The sequence below is a fragment of the Streptomyces sp. NPDC043738 genome (genome assembly GCF_056436545.1).
Genome location: NZ_JBWKCJ010000040.1, coordinates 1 through 14,763 on the forward strand (window position 1 = coordinate 1; position 14,763 = coordinate 14,763).

Sequence of the window (14,763 nt, forward strand, 5' to 3'; positions counted from 1 at the left end):
CCCCCCCCCCCCCCCCCCCCCCCCCCCCCCCCCCCCCCCCCCCCCCCCCCCCCCCCCCCCCCCCCCCCCCCCCCCCCCCCCCCCCCCCCCCCCGCGCCACTGCCAGGGCCGGCCCTCTGCCGTGATAGATTGATGGCACAACGACGCGGGGTGGAGCAGCTCGGTAGCTCGCTGGGCTCATAACCCAGAGGTCGCAGGTTCAAATCCTGTCCCCGCTACGGAAAGCCGAAGGCCTGGATCCGAACGGATCCGGGCCTTCGTCATGCGTTCGGGTCGATCCTGAGGAAGGCCGGGTCGCGCGGCCTATGTAGGGAACCTGTGTGCTTGAGTTTGACAAGTCGCCGTGTCGGGAAGTCGACAAACCGCTGAAGTGACCTCACTGGCTGCGGTATACCAGGTGTACGCGGGTTACAGGTGATGCGACGATGGGTCTTATGGGGGACAAGGCAAGGTTGTTGGAGACGGACCGGTTTGTGCATGCGCCCGACGACGGGCGCGAATCCGAGCTGCAGATGGACGCGATGGAGGCCGCCGAAGCGTCGGATGCCGTGACCGAGACCGGCCACCGGCGGGCGGCCGAGGCGGGCGACACCGCCGCGATGAGCGCCCTCGGCGCGATGCTGCTGCGCCGCGGTGACCTCGACGGCGCCGAGCCGCATCTGCGCTCCGCGGCCGCCGCCGGGGACCGCGCCGCGGCCAACAACCTCGGCGTTCTGCTGCACCAGCGCGGCTACGGGGACGAGGCGGCCGGCTGGTGGCGGATCGCCGCCGTCGCCGGATCCGCCGCCGCCGCGCACGCCCTGGGCCGGCACTACCGCGAGCGTGGCGACGAGCCGGCCGCCGAGTACTGGCTGCGCCAGTCCGCCGAGTCGGGCCACTGCCTGGGTGCGTACGCCCTCGCCGACCTGCTGGAGCACCGCGGCGACATCGGCGCCGAGCGCTGGTTCCGGGCCGCCGCCGAGCGGGGCCACCGCGAGGCCGCCTACCGCCTCGCCCGGCTGATCGAGGACGGCCGCGACGCGGACCGCCGGGCGGCCACCGCGTACGGCGAGCTGAACCAGCAGGAGGAGGCCGAGCAGTGGTACCGCCAAGCCGCCGCGCGCGGCCACCGCAGGGCGGCGCTGCAACTGGGCGCGCTCCTGGAGGACCGCGGCGACGTCCAGGAGGCGGGCCGCTGGTATTTGTCCGCCGCCAAGGACGGTGAGGCGCGCGCGGCCTGCGCGCTGGGCTACCTGCTGCGCGACGCCGGCGACGAGGAGAGCGCCGCGGAGTGGTGGCGGCGCGCCGCCCAGGACGGCGACGGCAACGCCGCCAACGCGCTGGGCGCACTGCACGCCGAACGCGGCGAGCTGCAGAGCGCCGAGCGCTGGTACCGCGTCGCGCTGGACGCCGGGGACGTCAACGGGGCCTACAACATCGGGCTGCTGTGCGCCCGGCAGGGCCGGGCCGGGCGCGGCGAGCAGTGGTACCGCCGCGCCGCCTACGCCGGGCACCGCGAGGCGGCCAACGCGCTGGCCATCCTGCTGCTGCAGCGCGGCGACGCCTCGGGGGCCGAGCCGTGGTTCTCCAAGGCGGCCGAGGCGGGCAGCGTGGATGCCGCGTTCAACCTCGGCATTCTCTTCGCCGGGCGCGGCGAGGAGCGGATGGCGCACACCTGGTACGAGCGGGCGGCCGCGGCCGGGCACACCGAGGCGGCGCTGCAGGTCGCCATCGTGCAGCTGCGGGACGGCGAGCTCCAGCGCGCGGAGCGCAATCTGCGCTGTGCGGCCGGCGGCGGCAGCGCCGAGGCCGCCTTCCGGCTCGCGGACCTGCTGGACCGCAGGGCCGCGGCGGCGGGGGAGGGGCTGGCCGACAGCGAGCGGGCGGCGGACGACGAGAGCATGCAGTGGTACGAGCGGGCCGCCCGGCAGGGCCATCGCCGCGCCCAGGTTCGGGTTGGCATGTTCGCGGCGGCTCGGGGTGAGCTCGCCGAGGCCGCGGACTGGTACCGCACGGCGGCCGAGTCCGGCAGCCGCAACGGCGCCTTCAACCTGGGGCTGCTGCTGGCCCGTGAGGGCAGCCTCCCCGAGGCGGCCCTGTGGTGGCAGCGGGCCGCCGAGGCCGGGCACGGCCGGGCGGCCCTGCGGCTGGCGCTGATCGCCGCCCGGCGCGGCGCGCTGGCGGAGGCGCAGGCCTGGTGTGCGCGCGCCGTCGAGCTGGGGCCGCCGGAGGTGGCGGAGCGCGCGGCGCGGCTGCGTGCCGCGCTCCAGGACGAGCTCAGCGCGTAGCGCGGGCCTTCCGGGTCGGGGTCCCGATCCGGAAGGCCCGCCCGCCGGCCGTGGGGGCCTGAAAGCCCCCGGGGGCTTCGGGCCGGTTCCCGGGCGGTGGGAAAGGGATTTGCGCTGGTCGTCGGGCCGGGGTTAGAGTAAACCCACAACGACGCGGGGTGGAGCAGCTCGGTAGCTCGCTGGGCTCATAACCCAGAGGTCGCAGGTTCAAATCCTGTCCCCGCTACTCACAGGCCAAGGCCCGGATTCCATGGGATCCGGGCCTTCGTCGTGTCTGCGGGCCGCTACGGCCGCCTCCGCCGCTTCCTGCGGGCCCGCGGTCGACGGGCTCGCAGGCGGGCGCAGGCGGCGCGGGGTGCACGCAAGAGCCCGCGGCCGGACGGGCGCGGGCTCTCGGGTCGAAGTGCGGCGTGGCCCGCCGGAACGGGGGCGGGCTCGCCGGTGCGTCAGTGCGTGCCGCTGCAGTGCGGGCAGATGCCCCGGTAGGTCACCGTGACCTCGGAGACCTGGAAGCCGTAGCGCTCCGGCTCGGGCAGGGCGGACAGCGGGTCGCCCTGGACGTGCACGTCGCGGATCGTGCCGCACTGCGAGCAGACGAGGTGCTGGTGGTCGTGATGGGCGTTGGGGTCGTAGCGCTTGGCGCGGCCGTCCGTGCTCACCTCGATCACCTCGCCGAGCGAGACCAGCTCGCCCAGGGTGTTGTAGACGGTGGCGCGGGAGATCTCCGGGAGTCGTTCGGATGCCAGCGCGTGCACTTCGTCGGCGGTGTAGTGGACGTGGTCCCCGTCGAGGACCTCGGCGACGACGCGTCGCTGCGCGGTCAGCCGCCAGCCGCGTCCCCGGAGCCGTTCCAGCAGGTCACTCATGCCAATCACCTATCAGTCAGATAGAGCCAGGGTAGCAGTGGCCGGTCCATCACCGGATTGAGTACGGCTTTCGTGCACTTCTTGACTTAGACATTGTCCAATGTAGGATCGGGTTCGGCGCAAGCCAAGGGCAGGTGTAGAAGACTTCAGGAGGCGCACGTGTCGGTAGAGAGCAGCACCGGACCGCTGACCACGGAGACCGGGGCTCCGGTCGCGGACAACCAGAACAGCGAGACGGCCGGCATCGGCGGACCCGGCCTCATTCAGGACCAGCTCCTGATCGAGAAGCTGGCGCACTTCAACCGCGAGCGCATCCCGGAGCGCATCGTGCACGCCCGCGGCGCCGGTGCGTACGGCACGTTCACGGTGACCGCGGACGTGACCAAGTACACCCGCGCCAAGTTCCTCTCCGAGGTCGGCAAGCAGACCGAGACCTTCCTGCGGTTCTCCACGGTCGCGGGCAACCTCGGTGCCGCCGACGCCGTGCGTGACCCGCGCGGCTTCGCGCTGAAGTTCTACACCGAGGAGGGCAACTACGACCTCGTCGGCAACAACACCCCGGTGTTCTTCATCAAGGACGCCATCAAGTTCCCGGACTTCATCCACACCCAGAAGCGCGACCCGTACACCGGCTCGCAGGAGGCGGACAACGTCTGGGACTTCTGGGGTCTGTCGCCCGAGTCCACCCACCAGGTGACCTGGCTGTTCGGTGACCGCGGCATCCCGGCCTCGTACCGCCACCTCAACGGCTACGGCTCGCACACCTTCCAGTGGAACAACGAGGCGGGCGAGGTCTTCTGGGTCAAGTACCACTTCAAGACCGACCAGGGCATCAAGAACCTCACCCAGGACGAGGCCAACAAGCTCGCCGGTGAGGACCCGGACAGCCACCAGCGTGACCTGCGCACGGCCATCGAGCAGGGCGACTTCCCGACCTGGACCGTGCAGGTGCAGATCATGCCCGCGGCCGACGCGGCGAACTACCGCTTCAACCCGTTCGACCTGACCAAGGTCTGGCCGCACGAGGACTACCCGCCGATCGAGATCGGCAAGCTGGAGCTCAACCGCAACCCGCAGAACATCTTCGCCGAGGTCGAGCAGTCGATCTTCTCTCCGCACCACTTCGTGCCGGGCATCGGCCCGTCCCCCGACAAGATGCTGCAGGGCCGCCTCTTCGCGTACGGCGACGCGCACCGCTACCGCGTCGGCATCAACGCCGACCACCTGCCGGTCAACCGCCCGCACGCCACCGAGGCGCGCACCCACGGCCGGGACGGGGTGCTCTACGACGGCCGCCACGCCGGCCAGAAGAACTACGAGCCCAACAGCTTCGGCGGCCCGGTCGAGACCGGCCGGCCGCTGTGGCAGCCGGCGCCCGTCACCGGCGCCACGGGTGAGCAGGCCGCGCCCTCGCACGCGGAGGACAACGACTTCGTCCAGGCCGGCAACCTCTACCGCCTGATGTCGGAGGACGAGAAGGAGCGCCTGATCGACAACCTGGCGGGCTTCATCGCCAAGGTCTCCCGCGACGACATCGCCCAGCGGGCGATCGAGAACTTCCGCAAGGCGGACGCGGACTACGGCAAGCGGCTGGACGCCGCGGTCCAGGCCCTGCGCGGCTGACATGGGCCCTGTGCGGCCGGGCTGCCACCGCTCTCGCGGATGCGGTGGCTCGCCGTGGGGGTTGCCCGGGAGCCGCTTGCCGTAACAACCGAAGAGGCCGGATGCCGATGGGCTCCGGCCTCTTCGCGTATCCGGCCCTGGTGTCAGGCCGGTACGGCACCCGCTCGTGCGGCCACGGGTGACCAGCAGCGGATGATGTCGCGCACGGACACGATGCCGACCGGCTCATGGCCGTCCAGCACGATCAGATGGCGGAAGCCACCGCGCACCATGGCGTCCGCGGCGTCGTCCAGGGTCCAGTCCGGGGCGGCGAAGACCACATCGGGGGTGGTGTGGGTCTGGGCGGTCTCCCGGTCGGGGTTCTCGCCCGCGCCCAGCGAGTTGAGGATGTCGCGCTCGGTGAGGATGCCGATGCCGCTGTTGTCGTTGTCGAGGACCACGGCCGAGCCGATGCGGCGGGCCGCCATCAGCTGTGCCGCCTGGCGGAGGGTGTGAGCGGGCCCGATGGTGAGGACCACCGTGCTCATGGCGTCTTTGACGTACATGGGCATGGAGCGGAGCCACCTCCTTGGTGAATGTGCTTGCGAAGGAATTCACAAGTTCACAAAGTGGGGGATTCTCATGTTCACATGCCGTCGTCGATGCAACAAGGGGCGGATGCTGGACGCCAGTCCGATTACCCGCCCCCTCAGCCGCGTTGGCGCAGGTCAGCGCTTGTCGTCGCCGAGGTAGCTCAGCAGATCCTCGTGCAGCAGGCCGTTGGAGGCCGCCGCGTTGCCGCTGTGCGGACCGGGCTTGCCGTCCAGGCCGGAGAACTGACCCCCCGCCTCCTTCACCACCACCGCGCAGGCCGCCATGTCCCACAGCGACAGCTCCGGCTCCGCGCAGATGTCCACCGAGCCCTCGGCGACCATCATGTACGGCCAGAAGTCGCCGTAGGCCCGGGTGCGCCAGCAGTCCCGGCTCAGGTCGAGGAAGCCCGCGAGGTTGCCGCGCTCCTCCCAGCCGGTCAGCGAGGAGTACGCGAACGACGCGTCCTGGATGCGGCCGACCCTGGACACATGCAGCCGGGTCGCGGAGGTCAGGCTGCGGCCGGTGAAGGCCCCCAGGCCCTCCGCGGCCCACCAGCGGCGGTTGAGCGCCGGCGCGGAGACGATGCCGACCACCGGGCGGTCGCCGCCCTCGCCGCGCTCCATCAGCGCGATCAGCGTCGCCCAGACCGGCACACCGCGGACGTAGTTCTTCGTGCCGTCGATCGGGTCGATGATCCAGCGGCGCGGCCCCGCGCCCTCGCTGCCGAACTCCTCGCCGAGCACCGCGTCCCGTGGCCGGGCCCGCTGGAGCTGGCTGCGGATCAGCTCCTCGGCGCCCTTGTCCGCCTCGCTCACCGGCGTCATGTCCGGTTTGGTCTCGACCTTGAGGTCGAGCGCCTTGAAGCGCTCCATGGTGGCGGCGTCCGCGGCGTCGGCGAGTACATGGCCGAGGCGAAGATCATCGTGATAGTCGGGCATGTGCGAACAGTATCCATTGGTATACGCCGGAGCCACACGGCCACGGTCCGCCGGGCGTGTGGCGTGCTCCGGCCGGGGGGCGGCGCCGGAGCGCGGCATGCGCGGGGGCGCGGGGCGATGGGGCTGTCACGCCCCTTGACAGCCCCTGATGCCACGTCAATTCTGTGCGAAAACCGGCCACCTGGGCCGGCGTCCGGGGAGGCGATGGATGTCCGCAGCGCGTGAATCCCTGCTGGATGCCGCCTATACGGCATTGCTGGCCCGGGCCTGGACGGCCGTACGGATGGTCGATGTCGCCGCCGCGGCCGGGGTCTCCCGGCAGACGCTCTACAACGAGTTCGGCAGCAAGGAGGGCCTCGCCCGCGCCCTGGTGCGCCGGGAGACCGACGGCTACCTCGCCGGGGTCGCCAGGGCGCTGGCCCGCGGCGGCGCCCCGGACGCCGGGACGCGGGCCGACGCGGCGGCCCGGATGGCGGCCGTGGCCACCTGGACGCTGCGCACCGCGCGCGTCAACCCCCTGGTCAGGGCCGCGCTGACCGGCTGTTGGGGAGACCGGCTGCCGGCTCCGGCGGCGGACCCGGCGCCGGCCGGGAGTGCCCGGCCGGGCGTCCCCGCGCAGCGCAGGGCGCCGTCCGCCGAAGGGCCGCTGCCCGAGCCCGCCGAGCTCGTCGGCCGGCTCCGCGATCAGGCCGTCGCGGTCCTGGAGCCGGGCTGGCCCGAGGAGGAGCGGGCCGCCCTCGGCGCCGCCTGCGAGACCGCGGCGCGGCTGACGCTGTCCTGTGTGGTCGCCCCGGCGGCGGGGCCGGCGCCGGGGCGCCTGCCGGCGCGGCGGACGCGGCGGGAGGCGGAGACGGAGGCGGTGTCGCGGCTCGTACGGGGGGCCTTCGCGCGGCTGCCGGACGGCTCGGAGCCGGGCGCCCGGCACTGACGGGGCGTCACCGCGGCGCCGGCGCACGGCGGCCGGCGGGCTCACGCCCGGTGCGCCGGTGGCAGCGCCCCCCGGACCTCAGTGCGCGGACCCCGACAACTGCAGCCCGACCACGCCCACGATGACCATCGTGATGGAGACGATCTTCAGCGTGGAGACCAGGTCGCCGAGGAAGACCATGCCGTAGATCGCGGTGCCCGCCGCGCCGATGCCGGTCCACACCGCGTACGCCGGGCCGACGTCCAGCTTGCGCAGCGCCAGCGTCAGCAGGCCGAAGCTGCCCAGCGCGAAGACGGCGAAGGCGATGGTCGGGTACAGACGGGTGAAGCCGTGCGAGAGCTTCAGACAGACCGCGAAGCCGGTCTCCAGGAGCCCCGCCACCACCACCAGCAGCCACGCCATGACCCATTGCCTCCGTCAGCTGGATGAGTGGCGGCAGGACGTCCCCCGCACTCATCTGGAGCCCCGTCCGGGTGGCCAGGACCCCGATACCAGTTCGCCGGCCTTGTGTGATTATGCCCTCACTCGGCGCAGGCGGCAGGAGAGGAGCCGGCGGTCAGTCGCCCTCGCGTCGCTCGCGGGTGGCCAGCAGGCGGCGCAGCGAATAGAGGCGGGCCGGTTCGGCGTGACCGTCGCCGACCCAGGCGTCCAGCGCGCAGTCCTGCTCGTCATGGCTGCAGGCGCGCGGGCAGTCGGCGGTGCCCGGCTCCAGGTCGGGGAAGGCATGGATGACCCGGGACGGGTCGATGTGCGCCAGCCCGAAGGAGCGCACTCCCGGGGTGTCGATGACCCAGCCCGAGTCGCCGGGCAGCGGCAGCGCCAGCGCGGAGGTGGTGGTGTGCCGGCCGCGGCCGGTGACCGCGTTGACATGCCCGGTGGCCCGACGGCGCTCCGGGACCAGGGCGTTGACCAGGGTCGTCTTGCCGACACCGGAGTGCCCGACGAACGCGGTCATACGGCCTGTCAGCGCGGCCCTGACCCGCTCGGCGGCGCTGCCGTCGGCCAGCTCGTCGCGGTTGGTGACGATGTAGGGGACACCGAGCGCGCCGTAGGACTCCAACAGGGCGTCCGCGGAGGCCAGATCGGACTTGGTCAGCACCAGCAGCGGGTCCAGGCCCGCGTCGTAGGCGGCGACCAGGCAGCGGTCGATGAGCCGGGGGCGCGGCTCGGGGTCGGCGAGCGCGGTGACGATCGCGAGCTGGTCGGCGTTGGCGACCACGACCCGCTCGTAGGGGTCGTCGTCATCGGCCGTACGGCGCAGCGTCGAGGTGCGCGGCTCGACCCGGACGATCCGGGCGAGGGTGTCCTTGGCGCCGCTCAGATCGCCGACGACGGCGACCCGGTCACCGACCACCGCGCTCTTGCGGCCCAGTTCGCGGGCCTTCATCGCGGTGACCGTACGGCCCTCGATGAGGCAGGTCAGCCGGCCGCGGTCGACGGTCAGGACCAGGCCCGCGCCGGCGTCCTCGTGCTTGGGGCGGATGTTGGTGCGGGGGCGGTTGCCCTTGGGGTTGGGGCGGACGCGGATGTCGTCCTCGTCGGGGTTCTTGCCGTAGCGGCGCATGGCGGCGGTACCCCTCAGGCTCTCCGGGCGGGGACGGCCGCCGGGTCGAGCATGTCCCGCCACAGCGCGGGGAAGTCCGGCAGGGTCTTGGCGGTGGTGGCGACGTTCTCCACCTCCACCCCCTCGACCGCGAGTCCGATCACCGCGGCGGCGGTGGCCAGGCGGTGGTCCTCGTAGGTGTGGAAGATCCCGCCGTGCAGCGGGCGCGGCCGGATGTGCAGCCCGTCCGCGGTCTCGGTGACGTCGCCGCCGAGTTCGTTGAGCTCCTTGGTGAGCGCGGCCAGCCGGTCGGTCTCGTGCAGCCGGAGGTGCGCCACCCCGCGCAGCGTGGACGGGGAGTCGGCCAGCGCGGCGACCGCGGCGATGCCCGGGGTCAGCTCGCCGACCTCGCTCAGGTCGACGTCGATACCGTGGATCCGGCCGCTGCCGGTGAAGGTCAGGCCGTGCTCGGTCAGCTCGCAGGAGCCGCCCATGGTGGTGAAGATCTCGCGCAGCGCGTCACCGGGCTGGGTGGTGTGCTCGGGCCAGTCCGGAATGGTGACCCGGCCGCCGGTGACCAGCGCCGCGGCCAGGAACGGCTGGGCGTTGGACAGGTCCGGCTCGACGACCAGATCGCGGCCGAGCAGCGCGCCCGGCGTCACCCGCCAGACGTTCGGCTCGCCGCCGGCCTCGGGGGTGTCCACCTGCGCGCCGACGCTGCGCAGCATGTCGACGGTCATCCGGATGTGCGGCATCGACGGCAGCGCCGCGCCGACGTGCCGGACCTCGACGCCCTGGTTGAAGCGCGGCGCGGACAGCAGCAGGGCGCTGACGAACTGGGAGGAGGAGGAGGCGTCGATCTCGACCGGGCCGCCGTCCAGGGCGCCGCCGCCGAAGACGGTCATCGGGAGCGCGCCGCGGTGGTCGTCGTCGATCCGGGCGCCCAGGGCGCGCAGTGCGTCGATGACGCCGCCGAGCGGGCGCTCGTAGGAGCGCGGGTCGCCGTCGAAGCGGATCGGGCCGTCGGCGAGGGCGGCGACCGGCGGCAGGAAGCGCATGACCGTGCCGGCGTTGCCGACGTCGATGGTGGCCGGGCCGTGCAGCCCTGCCGGGATGATCCGCCAGGCCTCACCGCCGCCGGGCCGCCCCGCCTCGCCGGCGGAGCTGGAGGACGCGGTCTCCTCGATGCCGACGCCCATCGTGCGCAGGGCCTCGGCCATCAGCAGCGTGTCGCGGGAGCGCAGCGGGCGGCGCAGCCAGCCGGGCTCGGAGGAGAGGGCGGCCAGCACCAGGCCGCGGTTGGTGACCGATTTGGAGCCGGGCACGGTGACGGTTGCATCGACGGCCCCCGTGGCGAGGGGGGCGGGCCACAGGGCGGGGTGTGCGGGGCTCTCGGTCATGCCCTTACTTTAATGGCTGGGCAAGGGTGCCGATCTTGATCAAAAGTGGCGCAACCTCACCGAAACACGGCACTGGTAGTGAGCACGCGTGCCGTGCGCGCACAACCGGCGGCCACACCGGGCGCGGTGGTACGGGAGGGCGGCCGCCGGCGGCGTCAGAGGCCGAGCAGCCAGCGCCCGCCGCCGATCAGGGAGCACAGCGTCACCACGTGGAACAGGCCGAGCCAGAGGGCCGCCGGGACGTTCGTCAGCCGCGCCAGCTGGTCCGGATCGGAGTCCGCGGCTCCGCCCCGGCGCCGCTTGCCCTGCAGCTCGAAGGGCGGCCGCACCCCGCCCAGCAGCAGGAACCACACCACCGCGTACGCGAACGCCGCCTGCACGTCGGCCGTCGTCAGCCAGGACACCAGCACGAACGCGGCGCCGGCCAGTACGACCGTGAGCACGCCGTAGGCATTGCGGATCATGACCAGCATCGCCAGCAGCAGGAGGGTCGCGCCCCACAGCAGCGCCGTGATGTGCCCCGCGGCGAGCAGTGCGGCACCCGCCAGGCCCAGCAGGGACGGCGCGACATACCCGGCCGCCGCGGTCAGCACCATGCCGAGGCCGGTCGGCTTGCCGCGCGAGACGGTCAGGCCCGAGGTGTCCGAGTGCAGCCGGATGCCGTCCAGGCGGCGGCCGGTGACCAGCGCGATCAGCCCGTGCCCGCCCTCGTGGGCGATGGTGACGGCGTTGCGCGACAGCCGCCAGGCGGTCCTCGGGACGACGGCGCCCAGCGCGAGCACCGCGGTGATGATCACCAGCCAGAGCGAAGGAGCGGGCTGGGTCCCGAAGACGCGGCTCCATATGTCGGTGAGGTGGTCGGTGTCCATGTCTCCCCTTCGTGTGGCATGGCAGTGTGGCATGCATGTGCGGTAGGTATGCGGCGAGCCGACGGGCCGAGGACGTGGCGGGGCTCTTCGGCGTGCGGCAGTGGGAGCCGAAGGAGACCCTGGCGCCCAGTTGGAACGTGGCTCCGACGGATCCGGTGCACGTGGTGCTGGAGCGTCCCCTCAAGGGCGAGGCGGCCGCCGCGTTCCCGCCGGGCCCGGTGCGCCAGCTGCGGACGCTGAAGTGGGGCCTGGTCCCGTCGTGGTCGAAGTCACCCGAGGGCGCCGCGCGGATGATCAACGCACGGTCCGAGACGGTGCACGAGAAGCCGTCCTTCCGGCAGGCGTTCGCCACCCGCCGCTGCCTGCTCCCCGGCGACGGCTACTTCGAGTGGGTCACCGACGCCGCCGAGCGGCAGCTGGAGGAGCAGGGCAGGAAGAAGCGGCCCCGTAAGCAGCCGTACTTCGTCACGCCCGCGGACGGCTCGGTGATGGCGATGGCCGGGCTGTACGAGTTCTGGCGGGACCGGACGCTGCCCGGCGACCACCCGCTGGCCTGGTGGGTGACCTGCACCGTCGTCACCACCGAGGCCGAGTCCACCCCGCTGGCCGGGGCGGGCGGCGGCGAGGGGCCGCAGTCGCTGGCCGAGATCCACCCCCGGATGCCGCTGGTGCTGACCCCGGACCGCTGGGACGCCTGGCTCGACCCGGCCCGTACGGACCCCGACGAGCTGCGCGGGCTGCTCGCGCCTCCGCCGCCCGGCCTGATGCGCGCCTACCCCGTCCCCACCGAGGTCAGCAACGTCCGCAACAACGGGCCCGAGCTGCTGACCGAGCTCGACGGGCCGGAGGTCGGCACCCTTTTCTGACGGCGGCCCGCCGCGGGCGCCGGCGTGCTGGGGTGTCCCTTCCCGCGCCGGCGCGGGCAGGATGGGGCGTATGAGTACAGGGGCGATGGAGACCGAGACGGTCGCGACACCGGCGGGCGACGCCCGGATCACCTGGCACCGCGACGCGACGCCGGCCCGGGCCGTGGTGGCCCTGAGCCACGGCGCCGGCGGCGGTATCGAGGCACGCGATCTGCGGGCCCTGGCGGCCGCGCTGCCGGCCCGCGGCTACACCGTGGCGCTGGTCGAGCAGCCGTGGCGGGTGGCCGGCAAGAAGGTGGCGCCCGCGCCGAAGACCCTGGACGCCGGGTGGACCGCGCTGTGGCCGGCGCTGGAGAAGCCGGGCCTGCCGGTGGTCGCCGGCGGCCGGAGCGCGGGTGCCCGGGTGGCCTGCCGTACGGCGCGCGAGCTGGGCGCCGAGGCGGTACTGGCGCTCAGCTTCCCGCTGCACCCTCCGGGGCGGCCGGAGAAGTCCCGGGCGGACGAGCTGACCGGCGCCGGGGTGCCGACCCTGGTCGTCCAGGGCGGCCGCGACCCGTTCGGCCGGCCGGCCGAGTTCCCGCCGGGGACGCGGATCACCGAGGTCGCGCACGGCGACCACGGCTTCGCGGTGCCGAAGAAGGCGGGCGTCGGCGAGGCGGAGTCGATGGCGGTGATCACGGCGGCCGTGGCGGCCTGGCTCGACGGGACGTTCGGCTGACCCCGCCGCCGGCCCGGCCGCCGCTCACCCCTGCCCGCGCGGCCGGGCCCGTACGTGCATCCGCTCGCCCTGCCTGCCGAAGAGGCTCAGCAGCTCCACCGGCTCGTCGCCCGCGGGGCCGAACCAGTGCGGCAGCCGGGTGTCGAACTCGGCGGCCTCGCCGGCCCGCAGCTCCACGTCGCGGTCGGCGAGCAGCAGCCGCAGCCGCCCGGACAGGACGTAGAACCACTCGTACCCCTCGTGCGTACGCTGCTCGGGTGGTCCGCCGCCCGGGTCGATGACCAGCTTGAACGCCTGCAGGGCGCCCGGCTGGCGGGTCAGCGGCACCACCGTGCGGTCCCCGCGCCGCACCGGTACCGCGCGTACCCGCGGATCGCCCACCTCCGGCGCCCCCACCAGCTCGTCCAGCGGTACCTGGTGCGCGTGCGCGAGCGGCAGCAGCAGTTCGAGGGTGGCCCGGCGGCCGCCGGACTCCAGGCGCGAGAGGGTGCTCACCGAGATGCCGGTCACCTCGGACAGCGCGGCGAGCGTCACCCCGCGCTCCTGGCGCAGCCGCCGCAACCGCGGGCCCACCTCGCTGAGCACCCGTTCATAGGCGCTGCCCGTGCCGTCCGTGTCGTCCGGTGCTGTGTCGTCCACCCCTCCATTGCCGAAGGGGCAACGCGGTTTGTCAACTCCTGGCGAAGATCGGTGTCCGGAGCGGGAATGACCCGGCGTATGCGGCTGTTGTGGGTGTCGTAGGTAGTCGAGTACGTCCGGCGAAGCATGAGGAATGGGAGTCCGCCGCATGGGAATCGCTTGCCCGGCCCGCCCGGCCGCAGACCTGCCGTGGTCGCAGATGCAGGTGACGCAGCCCGCCCTGGCTGGAGCGGCGGCGGCACCGGATCGTCGTCTATTCTCCGATTCGAGTGGGTCCGCTTCCGGATCCGTGACGGTGTTGGAGGAGGTGGGTCCGGTCACCGGTACCGACGCAGGGACCGACGGCACGGCCGAGGAGCAGTCCGCGCGCCGACAGGAGAGTGCGGCCGAGCGCAACGCGCGCTTCGAGCGGGACGCGCTCACCTTCCTGGACCAGATGTACTCCGCCGCGCTGCGCATGACGCGTAATCCGGCCGATGCCGAGGACCTGGTGCAGGAGACCTACGCCAAGGCGTACGCGTCCTTCCACCAGTTCCGGGAGGGCACCAACCTCAAGGCCTGGCTGTACCGCATCCTCACGAACACCTTCATCAACTCCTACCGCAAGAAGCAGCGCGAGCCCCAGCGCAGCGCCGCCGACGAGATCGAGGACTGGCAGCTGGCGCGCGCCGAGTCGCACATGTCGACGGGTCTGCGCTCGGCCGAGTCCCAGGCGCTCGACCACCTGCCGGACTCGGACGTGAAGGCCGCGCTCCAGGCGATCCCCGAGGAGTTCCGCATCGCGGTATACCTCGCGGATGTCGAGGGGTTTGCGTACAAGGAGATCGCGGACATCATGGGGACACCCATCGGCACGGTGATGTCCCGGCTGCACCGCGGTCGGCGCCAGCTGCGCGGCATGCTGGAGGATTACGCCCGTGAGCGCGGGCTGGTCCCGGCGGGGGCGGCGGCTGCGGACCCGCAGGCCGCGCGGACGTCGGAGTCGCACGACCGGAAAGGCTCGGGATCATGAGCTGCGGAGAGCCGCACGAGAAGGACTGCTCAGAGGTCCTCGACCATCTCTACGAGTATCTCGACCGCGAGATGCCCGCCGGGGAGTGCGCGGAGTTCCAGGTGCATCTCGACGAATGCTCGCCGTGCCTGGAGAAGTACGGCCTGGAGCAGGCCGTCAAGAAGCTCGTCAAGCGCTGCTGCGGCCATGACGACGTCCCCAGCGATCTGCGCTCCAAGGTCATGGGGCGGATCGACCTGATCCGGGCCGGCGAGGCCGTGCCCGAGGTGAGCGTGCTCGACCAGGCCCGGCACGAGCAGGCGCAGCGGGAGCAGGCGGACGCGGCGGCCGGCGCGGGCGAGGCCGCCGGTACGGCCGACGCGGCCGGCTCCGCCGATGCACGGACGAAGGCCACGCGCGCCGAATAAGGCGCCGCATCACCCGAAGGGGTGAGGGCAGGCCGGTCAGAGCCGCCCGATCCGCCGATGCGCCTTCCCCGGCGCCCCGGCCCCTCTATTCTCACCGAACCCCGGCGCACCGCG

Annotated in this window: 15 protein-coding genes and 2 tRNA genes; 9 read left to right on the top strand and 8 right to left on the bottom strand. The window is 73.1% G+C overall.

Annotation, left to right across the window (positions count from 1 at the left end):
* The first annotated feature begins 144 nt into the window (after positions 1-144).
* From AC0680_RS34215 to AC0680_RS34225, 3 genes are all read left to right on the top strand, one after another.
* Positions 145-218, top strand: a tRNA-Met gene (locus AC0680_RS34215).
* Positions 219-425: 207 nt separating this feature from the next.
* A complete protein-coding gene (locus AC0680_RS34220; protein WP_478636730.1) occupies positions 426-2,267 on the top strand; it encodes a sel1 repeat family protein in 1,842 nt (613 codons plus the stop codon).
* A 152-nt stretch (positions 2,268-2,419) separates the two neighbouring features.
* Positions 2,420-2,493 (top strand) — tRNA-Met (locus AC0680_RS34225).
* Between the two features lie 220 nt (positions 2,494-2,713).
* On the opposite strand, the gene AC0680_RS34230 is transcribed toward AC0680_RS34225, so the two are convergent.
* Positions 2,714-3,133 carry a Fur family transcriptional regulator gene (locus AC0680_RS34230; RefSeq protein ID WP_384442920.1) on the bottom strand — a complete coding sequence of 140 codons (420 nt, stop codon included), beginning with the start codon at positions 3,131-3,133 and terminating at the stop codon, positions 2,714-2,716.
* A 159-nt stretch (positions 3,134-3,292) separates the two neighbouring features.
* Here AC0680_RS34230 and AC0680_RS34235 point away from each other — a divergent pair, with 159 nt between their 5' ends.
* Positions 3,293-4,756 carry a catalase gene (locus tag AC0680_RS34235; RefSeq protein WP_478636733.1) on the top strand — a complete coding sequence of 488 codons (1,464 nt, stop codon included), beginning with the start codon at positions 3,293-3,295 and terminating at the stop codon, positions 4,754-4,756.
* Between the two features lie 143 nt (positions 4,757-4,899).
* Here the strand turns inward: AC0680_RS34235 and AC0680_RS34240 are convergent, their stop codons facing one another.
* Together AC0680_RS34240 and hisN are read right to left on the bottom strand one after the other, a co-directional pair.
* Entirely contained in the window at positions 4,900-5,301 is a 402-nt protein-coding gene (locus AC0680_RS34240) for a CBS domain-containing protein (protein WP_478636833.1), read from the bottom strand.
* 162 nt (positions 5,302-5,463) lie between these two features.
* A complete protein-coding gene (gene hisN / locus AC0680_RS34245; protein ID WP_478636735.1) occupies positions 5,464-6,267 on the bottom strand; it encodes a histidinol-phosphatase in 804 nt (267 codons plus the stop codon).
* 208 nt (positions 6,268-6,475) lie between these two features.
* Between hisN and AC0680_RS34250 the strand changes: the two genes are divergently transcribed.
* On the top strand, positions 6,476-7,195 hold the full coding sequence (locus tag AC0680_RS34250) for a TetR/AcrR family transcriptional regulator (protein WP_478636737.1): 720 nt from the start codon (positions 6,476-6,478) through the stop codon (positions 7,193-7,195).
* 78 nt (positions 7,196-7,273) lie between these two features.
* Here the strand turns inward: AC0680_RS34250 and AC0680_RS34255 are convergent, their stop codons facing one another.
* The 4 genes from AC0680_RS34255 to AC0680_RS34270 all read right to left on the bottom strand — a co-directional run bounded on the left by AC0680_RS34255 (position 7,274) and on the right by AC0680_RS34270 (position 11,007).
* Positions 7,274-7,597 (bottom strand): DMT family transporter, encoded by a 324-nt coding sequence (locus tag AC0680_RS34255; RefSeq protein ID WP_478636738.1) that lies wholly within the window; start codon positions 7,595-7,597, stop codon positions 7,274-7,276.
* A 154-nt stretch (positions 7,598-7,751) separates the two neighbouring features.
* Complete coding sequence (gene rsgA / locus AC0680_RS34260; protein ID WP_478636739.1) at positions 7,752-8,759, bottom strand: ribosome small subunit-dependent GTPase A; 1,008 nt, start codon at positions 8,757-8,759, stop codon at positions 7,752-7,754.
* A 14-nt stretch (positions 8,760-8,773) separates the two neighbouring features.
* Positions 8,774-10,138 carry a 3-phosphoshikimate 1-carboxyvinyltransferase gene (gene aroA, locus AC0680_RS34265; protein ID WP_478636740.1) on the bottom strand — a complete coding sequence of 455 codons (1,365 nt, stop codon included), beginning with the start codon at positions 10,136-10,138 and terminating at the stop codon, positions 8,774-8,776.
* 155 nt (positions 10,139-10,293) lie between these two features.
* A complete protein-coding gene (locus AC0680_RS34270; protein ID WP_478636742.1) occupies positions 10,294-11,007 on the bottom strand; it encodes a M50 family metallopeptidase in 714 nt (237 codons plus the stop codon).
* A gap of 35 nt (positions 11,008-11,042) precedes the next feature.
* Between AC0680_RS34270 and AC0680_RS34275 the strand changes: the two genes are divergently transcribed.
* Positions 11,043-11,873 (top strand): SOS response-associated peptidase, encoded by an 831-nt coding sequence (locus tag AC0680_RS34275; protein ID WP_478636744.1) that lies wholly within the window; start codon positions 11,043-11,045, stop codon positions 11,871-11,873.
* A gap of 85 nt (positions 11,874-11,958) precedes the next feature.
* Positions 11,959-12,591, top strand: coding sequence for an alpha/beta hydrolase family protein (locus AC0680_RS34280; protein ID WP_478636834.1), 633 nt, complete (start codon positions 11,959-11,961; stop codon positions 12,589-12,591).
* Positions 12,592-12,615: 24 nt separating this feature from the next.
* On the opposite strand, the gene AC0680_RS34285 is transcribed toward AC0680_RS34280, so the two are convergent.
* Positions 12,616-13,230, bottom strand: a complete 615-nt coding sequence (locus AC0680_RS34285) for a helix-turn-helix domain-containing protein (RefSeq protein WP_478636746.1) — start codon at positions 13,228-13,230, stop codon at positions 12,616-12,618.
* Between the two features lie 307 nt (positions 13,231-13,537).
* Here AC0680_RS34285 and AC0680_RS34290 point away from each other — a divergent pair, with 307 nt between their 5' ends.
* Complete coding sequence (locus AC0680_RS34290; protein WP_384442926.1) at positions 13,538-14,242, top strand: sigma-70 family RNA polymerase sigma factor; 705 nt, start codon at positions 13,538-13,540, stop codon at positions 14,240-14,242.
* On the top strand, positions 14,239-14,649 hold the full coding sequence (gene rsrA, locus AC0680_RS34295; RefSeq protein ID WP_478636748.1) for a mycothiol system anti-sigma-R factor: 411 nt from the start codon (positions 14,239-14,241) through the stop codon (positions 14,647-14,649). Before AC0680_RS34290 ends, rsrA begins: the two co-directional genes overlap by 4 nt.
* Positions 14,650-14,763 lie beyond the last annotated feature (114 nt).

Excerpts from the sequence above, each read along its gene's own strand:
- AC0680_RS34220 (WP_478636730.1), top strand. The coding sequence starts at position 426 with ATGGGTCTTATGGGGGACAAGGCAAGGTTGTTGGAGACGGACCGGTTT.
- AC0680_RS34230 (WP_384442920.1), bottom strand. The coding sequence starts at position 3,133 with ATGAGTGACCTGCTGGAACGGCTCCGGGGACGCGGCTGGCGGCTGACC.
- AC0680_RS34240 (WP_478636833.1), bottom strand. The coding sequence starts at position 5,301 with ATGTACGTCAAAGACGCCATGAGCACGGTGGTCCTCACCATCGGGCCC.
- hisN (WP_478636735.1), bottom strand. The coding sequence starts at position 6,267 with ATGCCCGACTATCACGATGATCTTCGCCTCGGCCATGTACTCGCCGAC.
- AC0680_RS34250 (WP_478636737.1), top strand. The coding sequence starts at position 6,476 with ATGTCCGCAGCGCGTGAATCCCTGCTGGATGCCGCCTATACGGCATTG.
- AC0680_RS34255 (WP_478636738.1), bottom strand. The coding sequence starts at position 7,597 with ATGGCGTGGCTGCTGGTGGTGGTGGCGGGGCTCCTGGAGACCGGCTTC.
- rsgA (WP_478636739.1), bottom strand. The coding sequence starts at position 8,759 with ATGCGCCGCTACGGCAAGAACCCCGACGAGGACGACATCCGCGTCCGC.
- aroA (WP_478636740.1), bottom strand. The coding sequence starts at position 10,138 with ATGACCGAGAGCCCCGCACACCCCGCCCTGTGGCCCGCCCCCCTCGCC.
- AC0680_RS34270 (WP_478636742.1), bottom strand. The coding sequence starts at position 11,007 with ATGGACACCGACCACCTCACCGACATATGGAGCCGCGTCTTCGGGACC.
- AC0680_RS34275 (WP_478636744.1), top strand. The coding sequence starts at position 11,043 with ATGTGCGGTAGGTATGCGGCGAGCCGACGGGCCGAGGACGTGGCGGGG.
- AC0680_RS34280 (WP_478636834.1), top strand. The coding sequence starts at position 11,959 with ATGGAGACCGAGACGGTCGCGACACCGGCGGGCGACGCCCGGATCACC.
- rsrA (WP_478636748.1), top strand. The coding sequence starts at position 14,239 with ATGAGCTGCGGAGAGCCGCACGAGAAGGACTGCTCAGAGGTCCTCGAC.